This is a genomic window from Elioraea tepidiphila DSM 17972, assembly GCF_000378465.1.
GTDB lineage: Bacteria > Pseudomonadota > Alphaproteobacteria > Acetobacterales > Acetobacteraceae > Elioraea > Elioraea tepidiphila.
The window spans coordinates 103,922-119,363 of record NZ_KB899916.1; the positions used below are offsets into that span (position 1 = coordinate 103,922).

The 15,442-nt window shown below is 70.4% G+C and carries 15 protein-coding genes and 1 riboswitch; of the genes, 10 read left to right on the forward strand and 5 right to left on the reverse strand.

What is annotated here, in order from left to right:
• Position 1: 1 nt before the first annotated feature.
• Together F563_RS0107315 and mbhE are read right to left on the reverse strand one after the other, a co-directional pair.
• The gene (locus F563_RS0107315) at positions 2 to 442 is read right to left on the reverse strand and encodes a Na(+)/H(+) antiporter subunit B (protein ID WP_019014004.1); all 441 of its coding nucleotides are present in this window, start codon (positions 440 to 442) and stop codon (positions 2 to 4) included.
• Positions 439 to 2,733 carry a hydrogen gas-evolving membrane-bound hydrogenase subunit E gene (mbhE, locus tag F563_RS0107320; RefSeq protein WP_019014005.1) on the reverse strand — a complete coding sequence of 765 codons (2,295 nt, stop codon included), beginning with the start codon at positions 2,731 to 2,733 and terminating at the stop codon, positions 439 to 441. Before mbhE ends, F563_RS0107315 begins: the two co-directional genes overlap by 4 nt.
• Positions 2,734 to 3,019: 286 nt before the next feature.
• Here mbhE and F563_RS0107325 point away from each other — a divergent pair, with 286 nt between their 5' ends.
• The 6 genes from F563_RS0107325 (at position 3,020) to F563_RS0107350 (ending at position 7,869) form a co-directional block, all read left to right on the forward strand.
• Entirely contained in the window at positions 3,020 to 4,045 is a 1,026-nt protein-coding gene (locus tag F563_RS0107325) for a flagellar motor protein MotB (RefSeq protein ID WP_019014006.1), read from the forward strand.
• Positions 4,046 to 4,054: 9 nt separating this feature from the next.
• A complete protein-coding gene (gene motA, locus F563_RS0107330) occupies positions 4,055 to 4,921 on the forward strand; it encodes a flagellar motor stator protein MotA (protein WP_019014007.1) in 867 nt (288 codons plus the stop codon).
• 35 nt (positions 4,922 to 4,956) lie between these two features.
• Entirely contained in the window at positions 4,957 to 5,397 is a 441-nt protein-coding gene (locus F563_RS0107335) for a PaaI family thioesterase (RefSeq protein ID WP_019014008.1), read from the forward strand.
• Between the two features lie 28 nt (positions 5,398 to 5,425).
• Positions 5,426 to 5,531, forward strand: a riboswitch (SAM-I-IV-variant riboswitch).
• Between the two features lie 50 nt (positions 5,532 to 5,581).
• A complete protein-coding gene (locus F563_RS0107340; RefSeq protein WP_019014009.1) occupies positions 5,582 to 5,920 on the forward strand; it encodes a hypothetical protein in 339 nt (112 codons plus the stop codon).
• Between the two features lie 155 nt (positions 5,921 to 6,075).
• Complete coding sequence (locus F563_RS0107345) at positions 6,076 to 6,948, forward strand: MBL fold metallo-hydrolase (RefSeq protein ID WP_019014010.1); 873 nt, start codon at positions 6,076 to 6,078, stop codon at positions 6,946 to 6,948.
• Positions 6,949 to 6,951: 3 nt separating this feature from the next.
• Complete coding sequence (locus tag F563_RS0107350; protein ID WP_019014011.1) at positions 6,952 to 7,869, forward strand: AEC family transporter; 918 nt, start codon at positions 6,952 to 6,954, stop codon at positions 7,867 to 7,869.
• Here F563_RS0107350 and F563_RS0107355 read toward each other — a convergent pair.
• Together F563_RS0107355 and F563_RS0107360 are read right to left on the reverse strand one after the other, a co-directional pair.
• Positions 7,838 to 8,326, reverse strand: coding sequence for a MaoC family dehydratase (locus tag F563_RS0107355; RefSeq protein ID WP_026299402.1), 489 nt, complete (start codon positions 8,324 to 8,326; stop codon positions 7,838 to 7,840). The two genes, F563_RS0107350 and F563_RS0107355, sit on opposite strands and share 32 nt — an antisense overlap.
• Entirely contained in the window at positions 8,323 to 10,647 is a 2,325-nt protein-coding gene (locus tag F563_RS0107360; protein WP_019014013.1) for a xanthine dehydrogenase family protein molybdopterin-binding subunit, read from the reverse strand. Before F563_RS0107360 ends, F563_RS0107355 begins: the two co-directional genes overlap by 4 nt.
• Positions 10,648 to 10,737: 90 nt before the next feature.
• On the opposite strand from F563_RS0107360, the gene F563_RS0107365 reads away from it, so the two are divergent.
• On the forward strand, positions 10,738 to 11,823 hold the full coding sequence (locus tag F563_RS0107365; protein WP_019014014.1) for an AI-2E family transporter: 1,086 nt from the start codon (positions 10,738 to 10,740) through the stop codon (positions 11,821 to 11,823).
• Here F563_RS0107365 and F563_RS0107370 read toward each other — a convergent pair.
• Complete coding sequence (locus F563_RS0107370) at positions 11,809 to 12,525, reverse strand: S1 family peptidase (RefSeq protein WP_019014015.1); 717 nt, start codon at positions 12,523 to 12,525, stop codon at positions 11,809 to 11,811. The two genes, F563_RS0107365 and F563_RS0107370, sit on opposite strands and share 15 nt — an antisense overlap.
• A 128-nt stretch (positions 12,526 to 12,653) precedes the next feature.
• Between F563_RS0107370 and F563_RS0107375 the strand changes: the two genes are divergently transcribed.
• Genes F563_RS0107375 through F563_RS0107385 form a run of 3 tightly spaced genes read left to right on the forward strand, consistent with a single transcriptional unit; the run spans position 12,654 to position 15,405 of the window.
• Entirely contained in the window at positions 12,654 to 13,448 is a 795-nt protein-coding gene (locus tag F563_RS0107375) for an ABC transporter ATP-binding protein (RefSeq protein ID WP_211211395.1), read from the forward strand.
• Complete coding sequence (locus F563_RS0107380; RefSeq protein WP_019014017.1) at positions 13,441 to 14,133, forward strand: ABC transporter ATP-binding protein; 693 nt, start codon at positions 13,441 to 13,443, stop codon at positions 14,131 to 14,133. The genes F563_RS0107375 and F563_RS0107380 overlap by 8 nt, the downstream gene beginning before the upstream one ends.
• 27 nt (positions 14,134 to 14,160) lie before the next feature.
• Positions 14,161 to 15,405 (forward strand): ABC transporter substrate-binding protein, encoded by a 1,245-nt coding sequence (locus F563_RS0107385; protein WP_019014018.1) that lies wholly within the window; start codon positions 14,161 to 14,163, stop codon positions 15,403 to 15,405.
• The last annotated feature ends 37 nt before the right edge of the window (positions 15,406 to 15,442 follow it).

Genomic DNA, 15,442 nt, shown 5'->3' on the forward strand with positions numbered 1-15,442 from the left:
CTCAGGGTTCCCCGGCCTGGTCGGTTTCGGGGTCCTCCTCGAGCGCGAGCAGAATCGCGCACACGCCGCCGATCACGACCAGGAACACGCCGATGTCGAACAGCAGCGGCGTGGAGAGCGGCAGGATCGCGCCATCGCCGAGATCGAGCTTCAGCCAGAGCCCGGTGAAGAACGGCAGCTCGACCAGGCCGGCCGGCAGGGTGGCGATCACGGCCACCACCAGCCCCACCCCCGCCAGCACCGCCGGCGGCAACACGAGCGTGCGCCGCGCCACCTCGGGGCCGAAGGCGATGCCCTGCAACGCGATTGCCGAGGTCGCAACGAGGCCGCCGATGAAGCCGCCGCCCGGCAGGTTGTGCCCGCGCCAGAGCAGGAACAGCGACAGCATCAGCATCATCGGCGCGAGCACGCGCGTGGCCGCGCGCAGGATCAGGCTGTTCATCGCCGCGCCCTCGCGCCGATGCCGATCGCGGCGAGCGCCGACAGCGCCGCAGCGAACACGACGATGATCTCGCCGAGCGTGTCGAGGGCGCGGAAATCGACCAGGATCACGTTGACGATGTTGTGGCCGAACGCGTCGGGCACCGCGGTCGCGCCGAACCACTCCGAGAGCCGGGGATCGAACGGCTCGGCGAGCACGCCGAGCAGCAGCAGCGTGACGATCGCGCCGGTGCCGACCGAGATCGAGCCGTAGAGCCAGCGCGGCCGGTCGCTGCGCGAGGAGAGGCGGAACCCGGGCAGACGGATCAACACCAGTGCCAGGATCACGACCACCAGCGTCTCGACCATGAACTGGGTGATCGCGAGGTCGGGCGCGCCGAACAGCATGAAGATCATGGCCACGCCGAGCCCGAGCATGCCGAGCGCGGTCACGGCAAGCAGGCGCGTGGTGGCGAAGGCGGCGACGAGGCCGGCAGCGGCGGTGACCGCGAACACCGCCCACTCGATCAGCCGCCCGCCGTCGAAGCTCAGGTTGAAGCGGACATCGCCGCGCGCGAGGCTCGCCGCGACGGCGAGCGTCACCACGGCGAAGGAGGCGGCCATGTAGCGGTGCAGCAGGCCCGGCTGCCAGATCCGCGTCTGCCAGGTCGCGAGCGCGGCGAGGCCGGCCATCGCGTGGTCGTAGCCGCGGTCGGGGCCGCGATCGAGCGTTGGGTTGAGCGCCGCGCGCCAGCGCGCGGCCGACCGACGCCAGAAGGCAAACAGTACCGCGCCGGCGGCAAAGGTCGCGAGCGTCAGCAGGAACTTCCAGTCCACCGCCTTGAACAGCACGATGTCCAGCGTGGCCTTGCGTCCCATCACCGCCGTGGTCGCCGCGGCGATCAGCGAATCGGCAACCAGATTGGGCGCCATGCCGAACACGAGGCCGAGCGAGGAGAGGACCACGGGGCCGGCAAGCATCGACCAGGGCGCCTCGTGCGCGTGCTCCGCCGGCTCTGTCGGCTTGCCGGTGAACGGCACGATCGCGACGATCGCGGCGACGCAGAACAGCATCAGGTTCGTCAGCGTCGCCGCGATCACCGTGATGCCGAACTCGTCCTCGAGCGCGATCTTCGCCGCGCCGATCAGTTCCTTCGCGACCCAACCGAGGCCGAGCGGCAAGCCCGCCATCGAGACACAGGCAAGCGCGGCGGTCGCGAAGGTCACCGGCATCACGCGCATCAGCCCGCCGAGCTTCGTCAGGTCGCGTGTGCCGGCCTCGTGATCGACGTTGCCCGCGGCCATGAACAGCGCGCCCTTGTAGAGCGCGTGCACCAGCAGGAAGGCCATGGCCGCCTTCGCGCCGGGCTCGTGCGTCGGGCCGAGCAGGAACACCAGCGTGCCGAGCGCCGAGACCGTGGTCCAGGCGAGCACCAGCTTGAGGTCGGTCTCCAGCAGGGCGAACACGACACCCATCAGCATGGTCAGCCCGCCGATCCCGGTCAGGATCCAGAGCCATTCCGGCGAGCCGCCAAGTGCGGGGTCGAGCCGCGCAAGCAGATAGACCCCTGCCTTCACCATGGTGGCGGAATGGAGGTAGGCCGAGACGGGGGTCGGCGCCTGCATCGCCCCTGGCAGCCAGGAGTGGAACGGCCACTGCGCGCTCTTGGTGAAGCAGCCGAGCACGACCAGGATCAGGATCGGCAGATAGAGCGGATCGTCCTGGATCCAGGATCCGGCGCCGGTGAGGTCCGAGATGCGCCACGAGCCGCCGGCATTGGCGAGCATGAGAAGGCCGGCCAGCAGCGCGAGCCCGCCCGTGCCCGTGATCAACAGGGCCTGGAGGGCGGCACGGCGCGCCGCCGGCTTGCTGCTCTCGAATCCGACCAGCAGGTAGGAGGCGAGGCTCGTCAGCTCCCAGAACACGAACAGGGAGACGACGTTGTCGGCCAGCACGACGCCCTGCATCGCGCCCATGAACATCATCAGGAACAGGAAGAACCGCCCGAGCATCGGGTGGCCCTTCAGGTAGCCCCCGGCATAGACCACGATCAGCGTGCCGATGCCGCTGATCAGCAGCGAGAAGATCAGCGACAGGCCGTCAAGGCTGAAGTCGAGGGCGACGTCCAGGCCGGGCACCCAGGGAGTGGATTCGAGGATGCCGGGGGTCGCCTCGTCCGTTCGGGCGACCAGCCAGAGGAAGCTCGCAGCCGGCACCAGCGCCAGCACGAAGCTCGCCCGATGGCCGAGCAGACGAACCAGCAGCGGCGCCGCCCCGGCGGCCACGAACGGTGCCAGGACGACGGTCAGCACGGCGCGCCCGGATCGAAAGCGGCCTTCGAGGCCCTCGTCTGCTGCATGACCCTCCCCAGAGAGGCCCGGCATCAGCTGCCCGGACCGGTCCGGGGCTGGCAAGCGGCCCCGATCGTCTCCCCATCGCTCGTGCGCGGGACCCCCGCGCGCGCCCGGATATAGAGACCCCCCCTCCGAGGCGCAACCCACGATCCGACTTAGCCAAGGCTTAATCCCTCTCGGGCAGGGTGCGACGCGGGCCGCCACGTCGTCGCGCGGCGCAGCATGCACGGGCAAACCCAGGCCGATGAGCGCTCGCAAGGGCAAGAACGAGAAGGATGGTGCGACTCTCGTCATCCGGCGGGAGGAAGGGGCCGAGCACGGGCACCACGGCGGGGCGTGGAAGGTCGCCTATGCCGACTTCGTGACCGCCATGATGGCGTTCTTCCTCCTGATGTGGCTGCTGAACGCCACCACCGAGGAGCAGAAGCTGGGAATCGCGCAGTACTTCGCGCCGGTGAACGTGTTTGGCAGCGACAATTCCGGCTCGGGCAAGCCCTTCGGCGGCACGGACATCGTTTCGGACAATTCCGCGGTGGGCCGTGCCGGCACGCCCACCGTGCCTCAGGTCGAACGCAGCTATCCGCCGGACGAGGACCGGCCCGACGAGGGCGAGCCGCACCAGGCGATCTTCGCCGAGGGGGGCGCGTTCCAGAACCGGTTCGATACCGGCGGCCGCTTCGTGGCACCGCGCACCGCCGGCGCCGGCGGCGAGGACGCGACCGAGGGCGTGTTCGAGCCCGAGCGGGAGCTTGCCGCCCGCGCGGCGGCCGAGGCGGAGGCGCTTGAGCAGGCGGCCGAGACTATCCGCGCGGCCGTGACGGAGGACCCCGCGCTCGCCGGGCTCGCGCGCCAGCTCGCGATCGACGTCACCCCCGAGGGGCTGAGGTTGCAGCTGCTGGACGCCGAGGGGCTGTCGATGTTCGCCCTCGGTTCCAGCCAGCCGAACGAGGCGGCGCGGGCCCTGATCGCGAAGATCGCGCCGGTGATCACGCGCCTCGGCAAGCCGATCACCATCGCCGGCCACACCGACGCGACACCGTTCCGCTCCGGCAGTGGGGTGACGAACTGGGAGTTGTCCGCCGATCGGGCCAATGCCGCGCGGCGCCTGTTGGTCGACGCGGGCGTGCCGGAAGCGCGGATCCATGGCGTCTCGGGCCGGGCCGACCGCGACCTCCTGCTGCCGGCCGATCCGCGCGCTGCCGCCAACCGGCGCATCGCCATCCTGGTCCAGCGCGCGGCCGCTCCGCCTGCCACGCCGGCGATGAACTGAGGCCGCGACATGCTGACGATCGGCGGCTTCGTCTTCGTGATCATCTGCGTGTTCGGCGGATACATCCTGGCCGGCGGCAAGATCGGCATCATCCTCGCCGCCCTGCCGTTCGAGATGATGATCATCGGCGGCTCGGCGCTCGGTACGCTGCTGATGGCGAACTCGATGCACGGCCTCAAGCATGTCGCGGCGGGGTTCGGCAAGGTCCTGAAGGGCGGCAAGTTCCACAAATCCGACTACATCGACCTGCTGTCGCTGCTCTACTGGCTGGTGCGTCTGGCGAGCACCAAGGGCGCGATGGCGCTCGAGCCCCATATCGAGAAGCCGCACGAGAGCTCGGCCTTCGCCAAGTTCCCGCGCATCCGCGACGACCATCATGCCGTGACGCTGATCTGCGACTATCTGCGCATGGTGGGCATGCACGCGGACGATCCGCACCAGATCGAGGACGTGTTCGCGCGCGAACTGCGCAAGCTCCTGAACGAGGAACTGCACCCGGCCCATTCGATGCAGAAAGTGGCGGATGCGCTGCCCGCCCTCGGCATCGTCGCGGCCGTGATGGGCGTCATCAAGACCATGGGCTCGATCACCGAGCCGCCGCCGATCCTCGGCAAGATGATCGGCTCGGCTCTGGTGGGCACGTTCCTCGGCGTGTTCCTCGCCTATGGCATGATGGGTCCGATCGCCTCGCGGCTTCAATCGGTCGTCGAGGAGGAGATCAAGTACTACGAGGTGATCCGCGCCGTGCTGGTGGCGCATCTGCACGGCAACGCGCCGCAGGTGTCGGTCGAGACCGGGCGCAAGATGGCGCCGAGCGAGCACATGCCGAGCTTCCAGGAGCTCGAAGAGGCGTTGCAGAACCTGCAGATCGCCTGATTGACCCGGCGATGGCGCCGACCTAGGTCCGCGCCATGAACGACGTCCCGACCGACCCGCTGCCCGCGCCCTATCACGACCTGTTCGGCTTCCGTCTTCTGGAGTGGCGCGAGGGCTTCGCACGCCTCGCGGCCGAGGCCGGGCCGCAGCATCTGAACCGCGCGGGCGTCGTGCATGGCGGGTTCGTGCTCGGGCTGATCGACCAGGCCGCCGCGTATTCCGGCCTCTGGTGCAGCGTGCCGGGCCATGCCCGACGCGGCATGACGCTGGCACTCGCGACCCAGTTCGTCGCCCCGGTCACGGCGGGGAAGGTGGTGGCCGAAGCACGCATGGTCGGACGCGGCGCGACGACATTCTTCACCCGCACCGAGGTGTTCCGCGCGGACGGCACGCTGGTCGCCACCGGCCAGGGCACGCATCGCTGGCGCCGTGGCAGCGAGACGGTCGAAGGGATGCCCGCCGCGGCGATGACTTGACACGGCCGGTCCACGCACGGCATCCACAACGCGTCATCAGGAGAGGGGCGCTGCCCCCGCCAACCTGCCGTCCCGGGCAAGGTGGCATCCGCCGCGAGGCGGGATGTGGCCGAAAGGCAACGAAACGGGAAACGCGCCGGCGCGGCGCGCGCCTCTCCTGGCCGCAATCGATCAGGAGAGCGCCATGTCCGACCCCGTCGTCCCGCTCCAGGCATCCGCCCTGTCCTCCACGCCGCACACAGCCGAGGGCGACCTCGCCTGGTATGCGAGCTTTCTCGCTAAGGACGGGCCGCGGGATGTCGCCGCGAGCCTCCGGGCCGCCGCGATCTGCCGTGCCCTGCCCTACGAGACCGCGCTCTTGGAGGCGGAGGCGGCTGCACCCTCGCCGGCCCGGCTCGCGGCACTGTCCCGTCAGGCGGAGGAGGCCGAACGCGAGGCGCGGAGCCTCCGCGAGGAGGCGGCGCTGCTGAGCGCGCGTGCCGCCGCGCTGCGGGCCGCGGCCGCGGTGCTGAAGCGCGTCTGATGACCGGTTGCGGGCGAGTCGGCCCTGTCGACGAGCCCTCATGCTGACCCGCCGAGGGGGTCATGCTCGGCGGTCCGACATGACGCGCCTTCCGGGCATGCGCGCGGCGTGCCGGGGTGGCTTCCCGTCCACGCCAACTGCATTAGCCTTGCGCCATGAAGCTCGTCCTTCTCGGCACCGGCTGCCCCCAGGTCGACCCGCTGCGCATGGGTCCCGCGATCCTGATCCACGCGGGTGGGCGACGGCTGCTGTTCGACTGCGGCTCGGGCGTCACCCAGCGGCTGGTGCAGGCGGGGACCAAGGGCGCGGAGATCGACGCGCTGTTCCTCACCCACCTGCACAGCGACCATGTGGTGGATTTCCACCAGCTTCTGGTCTCGTCCTGGCATCAGGGCCGGGACAAGCCTTGGAAGGTGTTCGGCCCGCCCGGCACGATCGGCTTCGTCGAGCGCTCGGCCGCGCTGTGGAAGCCGGAGCTCGACATCCGTGTCGCCCACGAGAAGCGCCCCTCGGTCGCCGGGCTCGATGTCGAGGTGAAGGAGTTCGCCGACGGCCAGACGCTGCGCGGCGGCGTCACGGTGACGCCCGTGAAGGTGAACCACGATCCCTTCCCCGAGGTCTACGGCTTCATCGTCGAGCACGAGGGCCTGCGCTTCGTCCACTCCGCCGACACCATCGTCTGGCAGCCGCTGATCGAGGCCGCGCGCGGGGCCGACTGCCTGCTGCACGAGGTGTTCATCAAGCGCGAGATGCGCCCGATCGACGGCGTGCGCACGCAGGAGGGGATCGACGCGGTCGCCTCCTATCACACGCTCTCGACCGAAGTCGGCGCGGTCGCGGCCGAGGCCGATGTGGGGATGCTGATCCTCAACCACTTCGTGCCGACGCGGTTCGATCGCGACGCGCTGGTGGCTGACGTGCGCGCGCACTGGTCCGGGCCGCTGATCCTGGGCGAGGATTTGATGGCGTACGATCTCGCCACGCGCACGCTCCAGGCGGGCGGCGCGACCGTCGCGTTCGCGCGCTGAGGCATGGACCGTCTCGGTGCCGTTACGCTTGCCGTTGTCCCTGTCGCGCTGCTGATCGGACTCGGCTGGGTGCTGCGGCGGATCGGCCTGCTCGCCGATCCGTTCTGGCAGGGCGCCGAGCGGCTCTGCTTCGTCGTGCTGCTGCCCGCGCTGCTCGCGCACGGGCTCGGCACGGCCGATCTCGCCGGCGTGCCGGTTGCTGGGATGATCGTGGCGATCGTCGTGCCGCTGCTTGCGACCGCGGCCGTCCTGTTGCTCATCCGGCCGCGGCTCGGCATCGACGGTCCGGCCTTCACCTCCGTGTTCCAGGGCGGCATCCGGTTCAACAACTACATCGGGCTTGCCGCGTCGGCTGCGTTGCATGGCGCGCCGGGCGTGGCGCTGGCGGCGGTCGCGAACGCCGCGATCGTGCCGACCGTGAACGTGCTGTCCGTGCTGGCCTTCGCGCGCTTCGGCAGGGCAAAGCCGAGTCTCGCCGGGACGCTCAAGGCGCTTGCGACGAATCCGCTGATCCTCGGCTGCGTGGCCGGCGCCCTCTGGCAGGCGACCGCAGCGCCGGTGCCCGGCGTCGTGGCGGTGGCGCTGCGCAGCCTTGGGCAGGCGAGCCTGCCGATCGGGCTCCTGTGCGTGGGCGCCGCCTTCACCCCGCGCGCGATCTGGGCGCGGCCGGGCGCGGCGGGGGTCTCCTCCGCGGCGAAGTTCGTGCTGCTGCCGGCGCTGACGGCGCTCGCCTGCGCGGGCTTCGGCGTGCGCGGCACGGCGGCGGAGGTCGCGGTGCTGTTCGCGGCCCTGCCGACCGCGTCCTCCTCCTACATCATGGCGCGCCAACTCGGCGGGGATGCGCCGCTGATGGCCGGCATCACCACGCTGCAGACGCTGCTCTCGGCACTCACCCTGCCGCTGACATTGGCGCTCGCATAGCGCGCCGGGGCACCACCAGTGTGGGCGTGCAGATCTGCGCGACCTCGTTGCGCTGGTTGAACGTGGTGTGGCGCACCTTCACCAGTCCGATCTCCGGCCGCGAGCGCGACGGACGGCACTCCAGCACCTCGGTCTCGACGCGCAACACGTCGCCCGGGCGCGAGGGGATCGGCCATCGCAGCTCGTCCATGCCCGCGCCGATCTGTCCGCCGGCGATCCGGAACGGCCCGGTGACGATCAGGCGCATCGACAGGCAGGCCGTGTGCCAGCCCGAGGCGGCGAGGCCTCGGAACAGCGGATGCGCGGCACCGGCCGCCTCGTCGAGATGGAACGGTTGCGGGTCCCACTGCGCGGCGAACGCCTTCATCGCCTCCGCTTCCAGCCGAGCGGAGGCGGTGCGGTAGACCTGTCCGGGGGCGAGGTCCTCGAACCAGAGGACCTCGCCTGCCGTGCTCACGCCGCCTTCGCCGCCGCGATCGTCCGCCACAGCCGTTCCGGCGTGACCGGCATGTCGACGTGCTTCACCCCGTCCTCGGCCAGCGCATCGACCACGGCGTTGATCACCGCCGGCGGGCTGCCGACGGCACCCGCCTCGCCCGCGCCCTTCACGCCGAGCGGGTTGGTCTCGCAGGGGATTTCGAGCAGATCGACATCGATGTCGGGCAGATCGTCGGCGCGCGGGATGCCGTAGTCCATGAAGGTGCCGGAGACGAGCTGGCCGTTCGCCGGGTCGTACACCGTGTGCTCGAGCACTGCCTGGCCGATCCCCTGCGCCACACCCCCGTGCACCTGGCCACGCACGATCAGCGGGTTGATCGCGTGGCCGACATCGTCGCAGACGATGTAGCGCACCACGTCCAGCGCGCCGGTCGCGGGGTCGATCTCCACCTCGGCGATGTGGCAGCCGTTCGGGAAGGTGTGTGCCTTGATCTCGGCGACCTCGGCCGCATCGAGCGTGGTCACGTCCTGCCCAGCGGCGGCCTTCTTCCGCTGCGTGAGCGCCAGGTCGATGATGCCGATGGCACGGTCGGTGCCGACGACACTGAACCTGCCCGCTTCGAACACGATGTCTGCGGGGGCGACCTCCAGCGCCTCGCCGGCCGCACGCTTGCCCTTCTCGATCACGGTCGCCGTGGTGGCGAGGATCGCCTGGCCCTCGGAGTAGAGGCTGCGGGCACCGCCCGTGCCGCCGCCGGTCGGGATCTCGTCGGAGTCGCCCTGCACCACACGGATCTTCTCGTGCGGAATCCCGAGTTCGGCCGCGGTCAGCATGATGTAGGCCGTCTCGTGCCCCTGGCCGGTCGATTGCGTGCCGACCAGCACGTCCACCATACCATCCTCGGCGAAGCGGATCTCGGCACGCTCGGTCGGCGCCCCGCCCGTAGCTTCGAGATAGTAGGCAAGCCCGATGCCGCGCCGGCGGCCGCGTCGCGCCGCTTCCTGGCGCCGCTGCGGGAACCCGGCCCAGTCGATCTTCTTCAGCCCGGCATCGAGGACGGTGACGAAATCGCCGCTGTCATACGTCGCTCCCATCGGCGTCTTCCACGGCATGGCCGAGGGCGGCACCATGTTGCGGCGGCGGATCTCGACGCGGTCGATCTTCATCTCGCGCGCGGCCGTGTCGATCAGCCGCTCGACCACGTAGTTGGCCTCCGGCCGCCCGGCGCCGCGATAGGCATCGACCGGCGTGGTGTTGGTCAGCAGGCCAAGGACGTTCACGTACACGGATTTGAAGCCATAGACGCTGGCGAGCACCTTGGAGCCAGCGCCGGTCGGGATGAACGGCGCGTAGTTCGAGAGATAGGCACCCATGTTGGCGAGGGTGCGCGTGCGCAGCGCGAGGAACCGGCCGTCCTTGTCGAGGGCGAGTTCGCCGGTGGTGATGTTGTCGCGCCCATGCGTGTCGGAGAGGAACGCCTCCGACCGCTCCGACGCCCACTTCACCGGCCGGCCGAGCGCGCGCGCGGCGAAGCAGACCATCACGTGCTCTGGATAAAGGAACAGCTTCATCCCGAATCCGCCGCCGACATCGGGCGTGATGACACGGAACTGCTCGGGCGGCAGGTTGAAGACGAACTTCGCCAGCATGTCCTTGAGCTGCCAAGAGCCCTGGGTATTGGCGTGCAGCGTGAAGCGGTTCGAGGTGGCATCGTACTCGGCGACGGCCGCGCGCGCTTCCATCGAGGCGACGACGATTCGGTTGTTCACCACGGTCAGCCGGGTGACGTGGGCGGCCTCCTTGAACAGCCGGTCGGTTTCGGCCTTGTCGCCCGTTTCCCAGTCGAAGCAGAGGTTACGTGCGACCCCATCCCAAACGAGCGGCGCGCTCGCCTCGTGCGCGCGGGCGAGCTCGGTGACCGAGGGCAGTTCCTCGTAGTCCACCGCCAGCGCCTCGGCGCCGTCGCGCGCGGCCTGGGGCGTTTCGCCCACCACGAAGGCGACCGGATCGCCGACATGGCGCACCCGGCCGACGGCGAGCGCGGGCCGCGGCGTCTCGGCGCGCGGCGAGCCGTCACGGCTCTTGAGCGGGATCATGCAGGGCACGTCACCGAGCCCGGCCTTCTTCAGGTCCTCGCCTGTGAACACGCCGAGCACGCCCTTGACGGCGAGTGCGGGCGCCTTGTCGATCGAACGGATCGCCGCATGCGCGTAGGGGCTGCGCACCACCACGCCCCAGCTCTGGCCGGGCAGGCTGACGTCATCGGTGTAGCGCCCGTGGCCGCGCAACAGGCGCGGATCCTCGACACGGCGCATCGGCTGGCTGAGCCCGAACTTCATCCTGACGCTCCCCGGGGTTGCAACGTTTCGCCGCACAGCATGTGGCCGAGCGGTATGCTTCGCCAAGCCCCCCGGCTCCGGAGTCGCGCCGTGCCCCCAGACCCGCCTCCCTACGCGCAGTTCGAGCGGCTGCTGGCGCTGGCCCTGCCGGGACTGCTGGCGGTGGCCTGCTTCATCGTGATCGCGCCCTTCGCCGCGGCCCTGCTCTGGGCCGCTGTGATCGTGGTGTCGGTCTGGCGCCCGCTCGAATGGCTGACCGCGCGGCTCGGCGGCCGGCGCGGGCTGGTCGGGGTGCTGCTGACGCTCGCGGCCCTCGCCGTGATCGTCGGCCCCGCGGTCGCGCTTGGTGACGCCGCGGTCTCGGCGATCCCCGAACTCCGCGCCATGGCGGACGATCTCGGCGCCGCGGCCCGGACCCACGGGCCGGCGCTGCTGGCGCAGCTCCCCGTCGTCGGCGAGCGCGCGGCCGCGACCTGGAGCGCGATGGTGGAGGATGTCGGGCCCCTGGTGGAGGCGGCCGGCAAGGTCGCGCCCGAGGTCGGCGCGTGGCTCGCCCGTCAGACGCTCGCGCTGGGCCTGACCATGCTCCAACTGCTGCTGGTCTGCCTCGCCAGCGGGGTGATGTACGCGCGCGGGCCCGCCGGGGCGCAGCTTGTGCAACGGCTCGCCGAGCGGATCGGCGGCGCCGACGGGATCGAGACGCTGGAAGTAGCGGTGCGCGCGATCCGCGCGGTCTCGGCAGGTGTGGTCGGCACCGCGGCCGTGCAGGCCGTTCTCGCCTGGCTCGGTTTCGCGCTCGCCGGCGTGCCGGCACCCTTTGCGCTCGCGATCGGCGTCCTGGTGCTGGGTATCGTGCAGATCGGCCCGTTACCCGTGTGGGTGCCGGTGGTGGTGTGGATGTTCGCCACCAGCGAAAACACGCTGGCCAACATCCTGCTGCTGATCTGGAGTGCCGGCGTGGTTCAGACGGTGGACAACGTGCTGCGGCCGCTGCTGATCAGCCGCGGCGCCCGCCTGCCGCTGCTGCTGATGCTGGTCGGCGTGCTCGGCGGGCTGATCTCGATGGGGCTGATCGGGGTGTTCCTCGGCCCGACCATCCTCGGCGTCGGCTACGTGCTGCTGCGCCGCTGGTTGGGACTCGAGCCGATCCCGAGCGCGCCCTCAGCGTCCGGCTGAGGCGATCAGCCGGCGCGCCTCGTCGATCGCCGGGCCGATCCCGAGCACGAACACCTCGCGCCCCTCGGGGCGGAGCAGCCCATCGACATCGGCGCCCGTGAGCATGCCGAGCAGCGGCGCCGCGCCGGGCGAGACGAGCGCCGTCGTCAGACCGAGCACCGCGCCGTCCGGGCCGACCACGGGGCCGCCGGAGTAGCCCATCAGCGCGCCCATCCGGGCGATGAAACCCTGGCCCAGACCATCGATCGCGGCGTCATGCTCCATCACCCAGCCCTGGGCGAGGCCCGGTCCCACCGTGGTCGTCCCGGCCGCCCAGACCGGCTGGGCCGGGAGCGGTCCGGCCTTCGCGGTGCGCGCGGGGGCGAGGAACCCCTCGGGCACGCGCAGCACCGCCAGATCCATCGCCTCCGACCGCCCGATCAGGGTCGCGCTCGCCCGCGTCCCGTCGTCACGCACCAGCGTCGCGCCTTCCACGGCCATGCCGCCGAGCCGCATCACGTGGCTGTTCGTCAGCACATGGCGGTCGTCGATCGCCACCGCCGAGCCGAGCCCGCCGAGCAGCGGCGGCGCGCCGATCACCACCGCGGCGTAGCTCTGCCGCGCCACTGGCTCGACCGGCGTGCCGACCGTGGCGGGGCCCGGAACGCTGGCACAGGCAGCGACGGCAAGCGCGAGAGCGAGGGCGGGAAGGGTTCGGCGCATCGCGGCGATCCTCGGGTGCGGGGGCATGCCAGGATGAAACCGCAATTGCTTGAACGAAGAGTGAACAGACGATCGTAGGAGCGCCGGGGTGCCGTGCTTGCCGCGCATTCCCGCTCTTGCGCCGCAGCATGGCTTTTTGGCAGGCTGCGCGTCGCAGGGGGAGGCCATTGGGCAACGACGTCGTTCTTGAAACCGAGGGATTGACCAAGGAGTTCCTCGGGTTTGTCGCGGTGAAGGATGTCGCGCTTCGGGTCAGGCGCGGCACCATCCACGCGCTGATCGGCCCGAACGGCGCCGGCAAGACCACGGTGTTCAACCTGCTCACCAAGTTCCTGGAACCGAGCGCGGGCGCGATCCGCTTTGACGGACGCGACATCACCGGCCTCAAACCCGCCGAGGTGGCGCGGCTCGGCATGGTGCGCAGCTTCCAGATCTCGGCCGTGTTCCCGCACCTCACGGCACTCGAGAATGTCCGGCTGGCGCTCCAGCGCGAGCGCGGCTCGTCCTACGATTTTTGGCGCCCTGAACGTCTGCTCGCGCGCTACGAGGACCGCGCGCGCGCCCTGCTGGCCGATGTCGGTCTCGACGGCTACGAGGACGTCCTGGCGGGCCTGCTCCCCTACGGACGCAAGCGCGCGCTGGAGATCGCGACCACGCTCGCGCTCGATCCGCCGATGATGCTGCTCGACGAACCCACCGCCGGCATGGCGCACGACGACGTCGACCGGGTGGTCGCGCTGGTGCGGCGGGTGCGCGAGGGCCGCACCATCCTGCTGGTGGAGCACAACCTGAAGGTGGTCGCCGGGCTGTCCGATACCATCACCGTGCTCACGCGCGGCCAGGTGCTGGCCGAGGGCGACTACGCCGCGATCAGCGCCAACCCGGACGTGAAGGCCGCCTATATCGGGTCCGACGATGCTTGAGGTGCGGGGCCTGGAGGCCTGGTACGGCGAGAGCCACGTACTGCACGGGGTCGATCTCGACGTCGGCGACGGCGAGATCGTCACGCTGCTTGGTCGCAACGGCGCCGGCAAGAGCACGACCATCAAGGCGATCATGGGCGTGGTGGAGAGCCGCAAGGGCTCGATCCGCTACAACGGCACCGAGACGATCGGGCTCGCACCGGACCGCATCGCGAGGCTGGGCATCGCCTGGTGCCCGGAGGAGCGCGGCATCTTCGCCAGCCTGACGGTGAAGGAGAACCTGCTGCTGCCCCCCGAGATCGCGCCGAGCCAAGTCGATCTCGACCGCATCTACACGTTGTTCCCCAACCTGAAGGAACGCCTCTCCAGCCCAGGCACCAAGCTCTCGGGGGGCGAGCAGCAGATGCTGGCGATCGCGCGCATCATGCGCACCGGCGCCAAGCTGATGCTGCTCGACGAGCCGACCGAGGGGCTTGCCCCGGTGATCATCCAGCAGATCGGGCGGACCGTGCAGGCGCTGAAGGAGATCGGCCTGACCGTGCTGCTGGTCGAGCAGAACTTCCGATTCGCGCAGAAGGTCGCGGATCGGCACTATGTCATGGAGCACGGGCGGATCGTCGACATGATCCCCCGGGCTGAACTCGAGGCCAGCATGGACCGTCTGCACAGTTATCTCGGCGTGTAGGGCGGCCGACACAGGGAGAGAGAACCGATGGCATTCAACCGACGCACGCTGCTCGCAGGCGCCGCCGCCGGCGCGGCCCTGCCGCTCGTCACGCCGTTGCGCCATGCGCGCGCCCAGGCGGCGAACACGATCCGGATCGGCGTGCTGAACGACCAGTCCGGCCTCTACCGCGACCTCTCGGGACCTGGTTCGACCCAGGCCGTGCGGCTGGCGATCCAGGAGAGCGGGATCACCACCCGCGGCGTGAACGTCGAGGTGGTCGAGGCCGATCACCAGAACCGCCCTGATGTGGGCTCGACCGTGGTCCGCCAGTGGCTCGATCGCGACAACTTCGACGTGATCGTCGATGTCCCCACCTCGTCGGTGGCGCTCGCCGTGAACACGCTGGTGCGTGAGCGCAACAAGGTCTTCCTCTGCTCCGGTGCCGCGACCTCCGATCTCAGCGGACCCGCCTGCTCGCCGAACACGATCCACTGGACCTACGACACCTGGATGCTGGCGCGCGGCACGGGCGGGGCGATGGTCGCCGCCGGTGGCCGGACCTGGTTCTTCATCACGGCCGACTATGCGTTCGGCCACGCTCTCGAGCGCGATGTGTCGGCCTTCGTGCGCAACGCCGGCGGGCAGGTCGTCGGCTCGGTGCGCACGCCGTTCCCGGGCACGACCGACTTCTCCTCGTTCCTGCTGCAGGCACAGCAGAGCCGCGCCCAGGTGATCGGCCTCGCCAACGCCGGCGGCGACACGATCAACTCGATCAAGCAGGCCGCCGAGTTCGGCATCACGCGCCGCGGCACCCGGCTTGCGGGTCTGCTGGTGTTCATCACCGACGTGCACGCCCTTGGCCTGCCGACGTCCCAGGGGCTCGTGCTGACCGAGACGTTCTACTGGGATCTGAACGACCGCACGCGCGCCTTCACCCAGCGCCTCGGCCGGATGCCGAACGACGTTCGGCCGTCGATGGTGCAGGCCGGCTGCTACTCGGCGGTGCTGCACTACCTGAAGGCGGTGGAGGCGATGGGCGTTGCCGCAGCCAAGGCGTCCGGTGCTGCCGCCGTCGAACGGATGAAGAGCATCCCGACCTCCGACGACTGCTTCGGCGAAGGCACGATCCGCCCCGACGGCCGCAAGATCCACGCCGCCTATCTGTTCCAGGTGAAGACGCCCCAGGAGAGCCGCGGGCCCTGGGACTACTACAAGCTGCTCCAGACCATTCCCGCGAACGAGGCGTTCCGCCCCGTGACCGAGGGCAACTGCCCGCTGGTCCGCACCTGACGGAGACGGGGGCGGGTCAAACCCGCCCCCTCTCGAT

Bases quoted from the DNA above. Each gene is read 5' to 3' on its own strand.
- F563_RS0107315 (WP_019014004.1), bottom strand. From the start codon at position 442: ATGAACAGCCTGATCCTGCGCGCGGCCACGCGCGTGCTCGCGCCGATG.
- F563_RS0107325 (WP_019014006.1), top strand. From the start codon at position 3,020: ATGAGCGCTCGCAAGGGCAAGAACGAGAAGGATGGTGCGACTCTCGTC.
- motA (WP_019014007.1), top strand. From the start codon at position 4,055: ATGCTGACGATCGGCGGCTTCGTCTTCGTGATCATCTGCGTGTTCGGC.
- F563_RS0107335 (WP_019014008.1), top strand. From the start codon at position 4,957: ATGAACGACGTCCCGACCGACCCGCTGCCCGCGCCCTATCACGACCTG.
- F563_RS0107340 (WP_019014009.1), top strand. From the start codon at position 5,582: ATGTCCGACCCCGTCGTCCCGCTCCAGGCATCCGCCCTGTCCTCCACG.
- F563_RS0107345 (WP_019014010.1), top strand. From the start codon at position 6,076: ATGAAGCTCGTCCTTCTCGGCACCGGCTGCCCCCAGGTCGACCCGCTG.
- F563_RS0107350 (WP_019014011.1), top strand. From the start codon at position 6,952: ATGGACCGTCTCGGTGCCGTTACGCTTGCCGTTGTCCCTGTCGCGCTG.
- F563_RS0107360 (WP_019014013.1), bottom strand. From the start codon at position 10,647: ATGAAGTTCGGGCTCAGCCAGCCGATGCGCCGTGTCGAGGATCCGCGC.
- F563_RS0107370 (WP_019014015.1), bottom strand. From the start codon at position 12,525: ATGCGCCGAACCCTTCCCGCCCTCGCTCTCGCGCTTGCCGTCGCTGCC.
- F563_RS0107375 (WP_211211395.1), top strand. From the start codon at position 12,654: ATGGCTTTTTGGCAGGCTGCGCGTCGCAGGGGGAGGCCATTGGGCAAC.
- F563_RS0107380 (WP_019014017.1), top strand. From the start codon at position 13,441: ATGCTTGAGGTGCGGGGCCTGGAGGCCTGGTACGGCGAGAGCCACGTA.
- F563_RS0107385 (WP_019014018.1), top strand. From the start codon at position 14,161: ATGGCATTCAACCGACGCACGCTGCTCGCAGGCGCCGCCGCCGGCGCG.